The organism is Micromonospora sp. CPCC 206061, from assembly GCF_036906915.1.
GTDB lineage: Bacteria > Actinomycetota > Actinomycetes > Mycobacteriales > Micromonosporaceae > Phytohabitans.
Genome location: NZ_JBAKHX010000201.1, coordinates 1 through 1,491, shown reverse-complemented (window position 1 = coordinate 1,491; position 1,491 = coordinate 1). Strand labels below are relative to the sequence as shown.

Annotated in this window: 2 protein-coding genes; both read right to left on the bottom strand. The window is 69.8% G+C overall.

Annotation, left to right across the window (positions count from 1 at the left end):
* Nucleotides 1–242: 242 nt before the first annotated feature.
* Entirely contained in the window at nucleotides 243–953 is a 711-nt protein-coding gene (locus V6V89_RS41370) for a hypothetical protein (protein ID WP_334625212.1), read from the bottom strand.
* Nucleotides 954–1,237: 284 nt separating this feature from the next.
* Nucleotides 1,238–1,491, bottom strand: a 254-nt coding sequence (locus tag V6V89_RS41365) for a hypothetical protein (protein ID WP_334625211.1), incomplete at its 5' end; no start/stop codon positions are given.

Genomic DNA, 1,491 nt, shown 5'->3' with positions numbered 1-1,491 from the left:
CATGAACGGCCAGCACCGTTTCGTCGTTCAACGCTCGCACCCCATACCGCACTGACATCGGCAAACTAGTGAGCAGCGGCGCCCCGATCAGCAACTACGCGCAGTCACTGGCTGCCGTCGCCGCCGCCGGTCGGGATCGACGGGAGGCGAGGATCAGCAAGATCTCGTGTAGCGACCCGGATTCCGCCGGCCGCGGTGCCGGCTTCCCCCTTCAGACACAATGGACACCGGTCCCCCATGGGCTATCCACCGGCAGTCGGACGCCGGCGCTCGGTCGGGCAAACGGGTAGCTGGACGGCGCCGTCCACCCGAAGCGTGTCCGGATCGAAGCGGACAAGCTGATCGGTGTGGCTCACGTCGACGGTCGTCTCGTCGACGAAGGCGACGTCTCGCGCGGTGACGACGTGCCACGTGACCAGGTCCGGCGTCTCGTAGTACGAGGTGCGGCAGCGAACGACGGCGGCCGCCGATTCCCTGCTGGCCACTGCGTCCCGTGACCTGACACGCACCACCTCGTATGATCCCTCGCCGAGCCCTCCTCGGTAGACGGTTCGGACGAGTTCGAAGTCGCCGGCCGGCGAGACCGCGATGGTCTCAGGCCCCTCGCTCGGGATCTCCTCGATGAGGGCAGACCAGGCCAGCAGCCAGTATCCACCGAAGCAGGCCACCGCCTGCGCGAGCACGGTCGTAACCGCAGCGGCCATCGCGGCTCTACGAGTCCGGGCCAGCAGCCACCATGCGAGCCCGAGCAGCCCCGGCGCAGCGGCGACCAGGACGGCCCTTGCCCGCCACGTCGCCATCGGCAGAAGCAGCACGTACCGCTGCCGGTCTAGCAACGCCGCCACCGCGATCGCCGCGACCGCCACCGCGACGACGCCTACGAGCACAACCGCGGTATGGCGCCCCGCCATGGTGCCGCGCAACCGGTGCCCGCCGGGCACGACCGCGTTCACGGCTCGATCATACGAACCCCGGAGGACCGGCGAATGAGTCGGCGTACCCGCCTGACTAGGCATGCGTACCCGGCAGCGCCGAGCCGGTCACTCGTCCCGGGGCGGGTACGGTGATCTCGCTGGGCGCGAACACCAGCAGATGTGGGCCTCAGAAGCCGGTGCCCTGGCTGCTTTGTAGTGCCGGGTCCGGCCGCCGTGGCGCTCAGGCCCTGGCCGGCCGGCTGGTCGAGGCGTACCAGGTAATGAAACGGCCAGATCTGGCCGTCGTGGGCGTGCCCGCAGATCTACCGGTCGACGCCGTGAGTGGCCGCGGCGCCGATCTGCTTGGGCCGGTGGGCCAGCAGCATGACCGGCAGCAGCGATGTCGTCCGGCCCGTCCACCGTGTGCAGACGCAGCAGGTGAGCACCATCCATGCAACGCGTCCCGCGCACGGCAGTGAGCCAAGGGTCGGCTCGCGGAGCACATGCACTGCGGAGTTGGCCGCGGAAGGAAGCCGGGGATCCGGGCAGGGGCGTCGCCCGCCGTTTCGCGTGCTGG